The sequence below is a fragment of the Streptomyces roseolus genome, assembly GCF_014649855.1.
In the GTDB taxonomy this organism is placed as follows: domain Bacteria; phylum Actinomycetota; class Actinomycetes; order Streptomycetales; family Streptomycetaceae; genus Streptomyces; species Streptomyces roseolus.
The window spans coordinates 202,568-210,376 of record NZ_BMTV01000007.1 but is presented as its reverse complement, the minus strand read 5'-3'; the positions used below and the strand labels follow the sequence as shown (position 1 = coordinate 210,376).

At 75.9% G+C, this 7,809-nt stretch carries 7 protein-coding genes and 1 pseudogene; 5 read left to right on the top strand and 3 right to left on the bottom strand.

Translation table 11 applies throughout. The features are described from left to right. Together IE245_RS36850 and IE245_RS10875 are read right to left on the bottom strand one after the other, a co-directional pair. A pseudogene (locus IE245_RS36850) lies at nt 1-371 on the bottom strand (hypothetical protein); the annotation flags it as partial. A gap of 115 nt (nt 372-486) precedes the next feature. After that, nucleotides 487-1,467 carry an alpha/beta fold hydrolase gene (locus tag IE245_RS10875; RefSeq protein ID WP_189946584.1) on the bottom strand — a complete coding sequence of 327 codons (981 nt, stop codon included), beginning with the start codon at nt 1,465-1,467 and terminating at the stop codon, nt 487-489. 197 nt (nt 1,468-1,664) lie between these two features. Here IE245_RS10875 and IE245_RS10870 point away from each other — a divergent pair, with 197 nt between their 5' ends. From IE245_RS10870 to IE245_RS10855, 4 genes are all read left to right on the top strand, one after another. Further along, nucleotides 1,665-1,880: an Rv3202a family protein gene (locus tag IE245_RS10870; protein WP_189946583.1), complete on the top strand. Its 216-nt coding sequence runs from the start codon at nt 1,665-1,667 to the stop codon at nt 1,878-1,880. 263 nt (nt 1,881-2,143) lie between these two features. Continuing rightward, complete coding sequence (locus IE245_RS10865) at nt 2,144-2,803, top strand: TetR/AcrR family transcriptional regulator (protein WP_189946582.1); 660 nt, start codon at nt 2,144-2,146, stop codon at nt 2,801-2,803. A gap of 136 nt (nt 2,804-2,939) precedes the next feature. Next, nucleotides 2,940-3,167, top strand: a complete 228-nt coding sequence (locus IE245_RS10860) for a DUF3107 domain-containing protein (protein WP_189946581.1) — start codon at nt 2,940-2,942, stop codon at nt 3,165-3,167. A 475-nt stretch (nt 3,168-3,642) separates the two neighbouring features. Further along, nucleotides 3,643-3,918, top strand: coding sequence for a hypothetical protein (locus IE245_RS10855; protein ID WP_189946580.1), 276 nt, complete (start codon nt 3,643-3,645; stop codon nt 3,916-3,918). 92 nt (nt 3,919-4,010) lie between these two features. Here IE245_RS10855 and IE245_RS10850 read toward each other — a convergent pair whose 3' ends face one another. Beyond that, nucleotides 4,011-4,763, bottom strand: a complete 753-nt coding sequence (locus IE245_RS10850) for a ferritin-like fold-containing protein (protein WP_189946579.1) — start codon at nt 4,761-4,763, stop codon at nt 4,011-4,013. 483 nt (nt 4,764-5,246) lie between these two features. On the opposite strand from IE245_RS10850, the gene IE245_RS10845 reads away from it, so the two are divergent. Further along, on the top strand, nt 5,247-7,809 hold a 2,563-nt coding region (locus tag IE245_RS10845), incomplete at its 3' end, for a DEAD/DEAH box helicase (RefSeq protein ID WP_189946578.1).

Sequence of the window (7,809 nt, the reverse complement as noted above, 5' to 3'; positions counted from 1 at the left end):
GGGGTGCCGTGCGCCGGGGTGCCGTGCGCCGGGGTGCCGTGCGCCGGGGTGCCGTGCGCCGGGGTGCCGTGCGCCGGCGTCCCGTACGCGGGCCCGCCCTGCGCGGCGGCACCGCGCGCGGGAGCCCCGTGTCCCGGAGCGCCCTGCGCGGGCGCACCCCGTCCGGGCGTGCCGGACGGCGTCCCGTGCGCCGGGTTCCCCTGCACCGGGGTGCCGTAGGGGGAAGCGCCGCGTCCGGGGGCCCCGTACGCGGGTGCGCCCTGGCCGTGGAAGGGGCCGTGGGCGCGGGCGGTGCCGCGGGGCGCGGGGGACGGCTCCGCGCCGTCGGGGGTCCTGCGGCGACGGCCCGTGCCGGCGCCGGCGTCGCCCACGGGCGTGCGCCCGGTGTCCCCCACCGGAGCGCGTCCGGTGTCGCCCGCCGGAGCGCGCCCTGTGTCGCCCGCCGTGGGCGCGGGCCCCTTGCGGCTATGTCGTCCCACCCCGGGTTCAGCTCCCGTCGTGCCGCGCGTCGTGGTCCGCGATCAGCTCCCGCGCGGCCGCGGCGACCGTCTCGGGGTACTCCATCATCGCCACGTGTCCGGCGTCGGGCAGGCTCAGCAGCCGCGAGCCCCGGAAGGCCGCGGCGGCCCTGCGGGCCATCCGGTACGAGACGAGCCGGTCACGGCGGCCGTAGATCAGGAGGGTGGGCGCGAGGACCCGCTCCGCCTGCCGCCACAGGCCGTGCTGGCCGCCGAGCGTATAGGCGTCGACGATCCCGCGCGAGGACCTGGCCATGGCGTCCCAGAAATAAGGGAGTTCGAGCCGGCGCTCCATCTCCTCGACGGCGTGCCGGAGGCCCTCGTCGGTGACCAGGCCCGGATCCCCGTAGCAGAGCGCGAGGACGCCGCGGACGCGCTGCTCGGCGGTCCAGTCCCGGGAGAGGCGGGCGAAGAGCCCGGCGACGCCGGGGACGGCGAGCAGCGCCGTCGGCCAGGCGCTGCGCTGGGCGCGCAGCTCGGGCAGGGCCGGCGAGACCAGCGTCAGCGTCCTGACGAGGTCGGGCCGGACGGCGGCCACGCGGGTGGCGACGGCGCCGCCCAGCGAGTTGCCGAAGAGGTGGACCGGGCCGCGCCCGGAGGCGTCGAGCAGCCGGATGACGGCACGGGCGTGCCCGGTGACCGAGTAGTTGCCGTCGTCGGGCGGCGGGGAGACGCCGAAGCCGGGCAGGTCGACGGCCTCGCCGTCGACGAGGTCGGCCAGGAGCGGCATCAGGGCGGACCAGTTCTGCGAGGAGCCGCCGAGACCGTGCACGTAGAGGGCGGGCGGCAGACCGGTGCGGACGCCGGGCCGGGAGCGCACGGTGAGGGTGAGGCCGGGGAGCGCGACGGAGCGGAGCTCCTCGCCGTCGGCGACCCGGACGGCTCGCCGGGGCGACGGCGCCGGAGCGGTGTCGGCGGACCGGGTTCCCGGCAGCTCGGTCGAGGACATGGCGCAATATTACGAGACGATCACGCGGGCCCGCGTGTGGGTGCGGTCACAGGCCGCGTGCCACCCGCCCGCGGGGTCCCGTCCCCCTCCCGCGGCGGCGGCTCGGGTGCGGGCCGGCGCCACTGCTCCTAGGCTCGGAGGTGAGGTTCATCCGCGTGGGCGGCCGCCCACGCGCGGGGAGGACGGGAAGGAACCCCATGACTGTCGATCCGTCCGAGCCGGACACGTTCCCCGAGGAGGAGGACACCGTGCTCGACGAGGAAGTCCCGGAGGCCGACGCGGCCGAGCAGCACACCGAACTGCGCCCCGGGGAGGACGAGCCCCTCAGCGACAGCACCCACGAGGCGGCGGACGAGGGCGACGCGTCGGAGCAGGCGCGCGTCGTCACGCTGGACGAGGACGACTACCGCTGACGCGTCGCCGCCCTCGTCGGCGCGTCGCCGCCCTCACCGGCGCGTCAGCGCCTTCACTGCCGCGTCGCCGCCGAAGAAGCGGACCGCCGTCGGCAATCCGCCGACGACTATCGCTGATTTGTTCGGTTTAATCTTGAATCGCCTGTCGACCCGGGCGTCCGGTCCGTGAAATTCTGCGTCCGCACCGCGCACACCCGGGTTACCCAAAAGTACGATGGCCGCGCGGCGCGTCAGCGCACTGGATCGAATTCTTGGGAGGCCGCGTGAGCGCCATCGAGCAGACAGAGGCAGCACGCCCTCGCGGTACGCGGCTGCCGCGCCGTGCCCGGCGGAACCAGCTGCTCGGCGCGGCCCAGGAGGTCTTCGTCGCCCAGGGCTACCACTCGGCGGCCATGGACGACATCGCCGAGCGGGCCGGGGTCAGCAAGCCGGTGCTGTACCAGCACTTCCCCGGCAAGCTGGAGCTCTACCTGGCCCTGCTCGACCAGCACTGCGAGTCCCTGCTCCAGTCCGTCCGCACGGCCCTCGCCTCCACCACGGACAACAAGCTCCGCGTCGCGGCCACCATGGACGCCTACTTCGCCTACGTCGAGGACGAGGGCGGCGCCTTCCGGCTCGTCTTCGAGTCCGACCTCACCAACGAGCCGGCCGTGCGCGAGCGGGTCGACCGGGTGAGCCTCCAGTGCGCCGAGGCGATCTCCGAGGTCATCGCCGAGGACACCGGCCTGTCCAAGGACGAGTCGATGCTGCTCGCGGTGGGCCTCGGCGGCGTCTCCCAGGTCGTGGCCCGCTACTGGCTGTCCAGCGAGTCCCCGATCCCCCGCGACACGGCGGTCTCCCTGCTCACCTCCCTCGCCTGGCGCGGCATCGCGGGCTTCCCGCTGCACGCCGTGGAGGGCCAGCTGAGCGCCGAGGGCCACTGACCGTCTCTTTGTTCCCGGGGGCTGTTCGCTCCTGGCGTGCCGCCACTGAGCCGTGCGCGTCCCCTCACCGGGCTAATGTGTGCAGCGTACGGCGCGGGTTCATCGCGCATGGCTGACCGTTCGGAGGGACATAGCCGTGGAGGTCAAGATCGGCGTGCAGTACGCACCCCGGGAGATCGTTCTGGAGAGCGGGCAGTCCGCCGAGGACGTGGAGCGCGCCGTCGCCGACGCGCTGTCCGGCAAGGCGCCGCTGCTCAGCCTCGAGGACGAGAAGGGCCGCCGGGTCCTCGTCCCGTCGGACAAGATCGCGTATGTCGAGCTGGGCGAGGCCGCGGTGCGCCGCGTGGGCTTCGGCACGCTCTGAGCCCCGGCTCGCGCCCCTGAGGCGACGAGGAGGCCCGGAAGGACACCCGTCCTTCCGGGCCTCCTCCGCGTGCGCCGCCGGGTGGGTCCTCCGCGGGCACGGCCCCGGCTCCGGCGCAGCCCGGACGCGCCCTCGGGGCCGGCCGCCGCGCGCCCCCGGAAGGGCCTCCGCGGGAAGGACCCGGCCTTCGGCGCCACCCGCACGCGCCCCTCGGGTCCGGCCACCTCGCACGCGCCCCCGGCACGGCTGCCTCGCACGCGCCCCCGGTACGGCCTCCGCCGCACGGCCGCCCGCGCGCCCGTCCGGGTGGCGCCGAGGCCGCGCGCCGGGGGCGCTCCGCCCCCGGGTCCCGGCCGCGGCCGGGGCGTGTACGGGGCTCCCCACCAGGGCGGAGGGAGGGTTGCGTTCCGGTGGCCCGGGGTAGGTAGGGGCTGACCGCACCACCCGCCCCGCACCCCTCGCGAGGTGATCCACCGTGTTCCTGGAAGCCCTCGGCTCCGCCCTGCTCGGACTCGCCCTGGCCTGGGCCGCCGCGCACCGCCTGCCCGACCGCCTCCCCGCCCGCAGGACCGTCCTCCTCACCGGTGCGCTCGGCGCGGTCTTCGGGGCGCTCGTCACCCACGGGGCACTGGGGCCCGGCCATTTCCTCGCCACCCTCGTCGGGGCCGTCGCCGTGTCCGCGGTGCTGCTCTCGCTCCTGGTGCGCCCGGCCGCCCGCCGACTGCGCCGCTCATCCTCCGCCGCGTACTGAGCGGACGCGCACGGAGCACGCGACGGCGTGAACGGCCGCGTGGCCCGGGACCGACCAGGTCCCGGGCCACGCGGCCGTCGTACGAGGGGGGTTCAGGCCGCCAGGCCCAGCGCCGCCATCCGCTTGGTGTGCGCCTCGGTGATCCGGGAGAACATCCGGCCCACCTCCGCCAGGTCGAAGCCGTCCGCGACCCCGCCGACGAGCATCGTGGAGAGCGCGTCCCGCTCCGCCACCACCCGCTGGGCCTGCGAGAGCGCCTCGCCCATCAGCCGGCGGGCCCACAGCGCGAGCCGGCCGCCGACGCGCGGGTCGGCGTCGATCGCGGCGCGCACCTTCTCCACGGCGAAGTTGCCGTGGCCCGTGTCGTCGAGCACCGCGAGCACCAGCGCGCGGGTGTCGGAGTCGAGGCGGGCCGCGACCTCGCGGTAGAAGTCGCTGGCGATCGAGTCGCCCACGTACGCCTTGACCAGGCCCTCCAGCCAGTCCGACGGGGCGGTCTGGCGGTGGAAGTCGTCGAGCGCCTTCGCGAAGGGCTCCATCGCGGCGGTCGGCTCGGCGTCCACGGCGGCCAGCCGGTCGCGCAGCCGCTCGAAGTGGTGGAACTCCGCGGAGGCCATCTTCGCCAGCTCCGCCTTGTCCTCCAGGGACGGCGCGAGCTTGGCGTCCTCGGCGAGCCGCTCGAAGGCCGCGAGCTCGCCGTAGGCGAGGGCGCCGAGGAGGTCGATCACGGCGGCGCGGTACTGCGGCTCGGCGGAGGCCGTGGCCCAGTCCTCGGCGGCGATGCCGGTGGGGCTGGTGTCGGCGTCGGTTTCGCCGGCGGGCGCGGCGTTGTCAGGCGTCTCCATGCACGGCACAATAGCCCGCCCTCCGTACCCCGAAGGGGCTGGCCAGTCAGTGTGACCGTGCCCTCATCACCATTTCGCCCGACACACATGCGCGATTCCGGGGTACAGTGATATTGCGCCTGCCGAGTATGCGGACATGCTTTCGCACGTTCGGACGTACCCGGTGGGCCGACGCATGAATGAGGATGCCCGGTCGGTGGCCCGATCGGCTCCGGCCCGACAGCCCTTCCGGCGCCCTGCCGAAGGGTCCCTCAAGCGGATACGACGCTCGAGCGACGGCAGTGGTCCCGTGCCACCCGGCGGTGATCTTCCCCAGGATCCCGCGGGAAGAGCCCGGCACGATGAGACCCCCTTCGTTCGCCTCGTACCGCGTCTCACAGAAGAGGCAGCACCCTGACTACGTTCCGAGAGCTCGGAATCCTCCCCGAGACCGCCGAAGCGCTTGAAGCCGTCGGCATCGTCACCCCCTTCCCCATCCAGGAGATGACCCTTCCGGTCGCCCTCACCGGCACCGACGTCATCGGCCAGGCCAAGACCGGCACGGGCAAGACCCTCGGCTTCGGCCTGCCGATCCTGGAGCGCGTCACCGTCCCCGCCGACGTCGAGGCCGGCCGCGCCACGCCCGAGCAGCTGACCGAGGCCCCGCAGGCCCTCGTCGTCGTGCCGACCCGCGAGCTGTGCCAGCAGGTCACCAACGACCTCCTGACCGCCGGCAAGGTGCGCAACGTCCGCGTCCTCGCCATCTACGGCGGCCGTGCCTACGAGCCGCAGGTCGAGGCGCTGCAGAAGGGCGTCGACGTCGTCGTCGGCACCCCCGGCCGCCTGCTCGACCTGGCGGGCCAGCGCAAGCTCGACCTGTCGCACGTCAAGACCCTCGTCCTCGACGAGGCCGACGAGATGCTCGACCTGGGCTTCCTGCCCGACGTCGAGAAGATCATCAACATGCTTCCGGCGAAGCGCCAGACCATGCTGTTCTCGGCGACCATGCCGGGCGCGGTCATCGGCCTGGCCCGCCGCTACATGTCGCGGCCCACGCACATCCGCGCCACCTCGCCGGACAACGAGGGCGTGACCCACGCGAACATCACGCAGCGCGTGTACCGGGCGCACAACATGGACAAGCCGGAGATGGTCGCGCGCATCCTCCAGGCCCGCGGCCGCGGCCTCGCGATGATCTTCTGCCGTACGAAGCGCACGGCCGCCGACATCGCCGAGCAGCTCCAGCGGCGCGGCTTCGCCTCCGGCGCGGTCCACGGCGACCTCGGCCAGGGCGCCCGCGAGCAGGCGCTGCGCGCCTTCCGCAACGGCAAGGTGGACGTCCTCGTCTGCACCGACGTCGCGGCGCGCGGCATCGACGTCGAGGGCGTCACCCACGTCATCAACTACCAGACGCCCGAGGACGAGAAGACGTACCTGCACCGCACCGGCCGCACCGGCCGCGCGGGCAACACCGGTACGGCGATCACCCTGGTCGACTGGGACGACATCCCGCGCTGGCAGCTGATCAACAAGGCGCTGGAACTCGACTTCGCGGACCCGGTGGAGACGTACTCCAGCTCCCCGCACCTCTACGCCGACCTCGACATCCCCGAGGGCACCAAGGGCATCCTGCCGCGCTCCGAGCGGACCCGCGCGGGTCTCGCCGCGGAGGAGCTGGAGGACCTGGGCGAGCCCGGCGGCCGTCGTGGCCGCGGCGGCCGCACCGAGGCCCCGGCCGAGGAGCGCCCCGCCCGCACCCCGCGCCAGCGCCGCCGCACCCGTGGCGGCACGGAGGCCGAGGCGGAGACCCCGCAGGCGACCGCCGCGCCGGAGACCGCCGAGGCCCCCGAGGCCGTCGACGGCCCCCGCCGTCCGCGCCGCCGCCGCACCCGCGGCACCGGCCCGTCGACCGGCGGCATCCCGGTCGCCGGCGCCACCCCGGTGACGCCGGCCGAGGCGCCCGCCGCCCCGGCCGCGCCCGTCGAGGCCCCGGCCGAGGAACCGGCCGCCCCGCGCCGCCGCCGTCGTGGCGGTCGTACGGAGACGGCCCCGGCGGTCGTCGAGACCCCCGCGGCCGAGAAGGCCGAGCCCGTCCGGGCCGCCGCCCCGGCCGCGCCCGTCGAGGCCCCGGCCGAGGAACCGGCCGCCCCGCGCCGCCGCCGTCGTGGCGGTCGTACGGAGACGGCCCCGGCGGTCGTCGAGACGGTCCAGGCACCAGTCGCCAAGGCCGCTCCCGCCGCCCCGGCCCCCGCCTCCGCTCCTGCTCCGGTCTTCACGCCGCGCAAGCGGCGGGTCCGGCCGCGGGCCGAGGACACGGTGAGCTTCCAGACCGTGGAGACCGCCGCCGCCGAGCTGGCCGCCGCCCGCAAGCGGTCCGCCGCGGTGCCGGCCCAGGCCGCGGAGGAGCGCCCGGCGTCCCGCCCGGCCGCCGCCGCCCCGGTCACGACCGCCCCGGCCGCCGAGGCCCCGGTCCAGGCCGCTCCGGCTCAGGCCGCCGTCCCGGCGCAGGCCGTGGCCGCGCCGCCGCGCGCCCGGCGCCGGGCGACCCGTCCGGCCACCACTCCGGGTGGCGTCGTCGAGGCGGCTCCGGCCGTCGTCGAGGCGCCCGCGGCCCCGGTCGTGGAGGAGCCGCCGGCCGCCCGCCCGCGCCGCCGCGCGGTCCGCAAGGCGTCCAGCCCGGTGACGACCACGGCCCCCGCCGAGGCCGTCGTGGTCATCCCGGCCCCGGTGGCCGAGCCGACCCCGGCCCCGGTCGCCGCCGTCTCCGACGCCGAGCAGGCGGAGGCCCCGAAGGCTCCGCGCAAGCGCGCCGCCAAGAAGACGGCTCCGGCCGCCACCGAGGCACCGGCCGCCGAGGAAGCCCCCAAGGCCCCCCGCAAGCGGACCACCGCCAAGAAGGCCACCGCGGCCGTCGAGGCCGAGGCCCCCGCCACCGCCGAGGAGGCCCCGAAGGCTCCCCGCAAGCGCGCCACCGCCAAGAAGACGGCTCCGGCCGCCACCGAGGCACCGGCCGCCGAGGAAGCCCCCAAGGCCCCCCGCAAGCGGACCACCGCCATGAAGGCCGCCC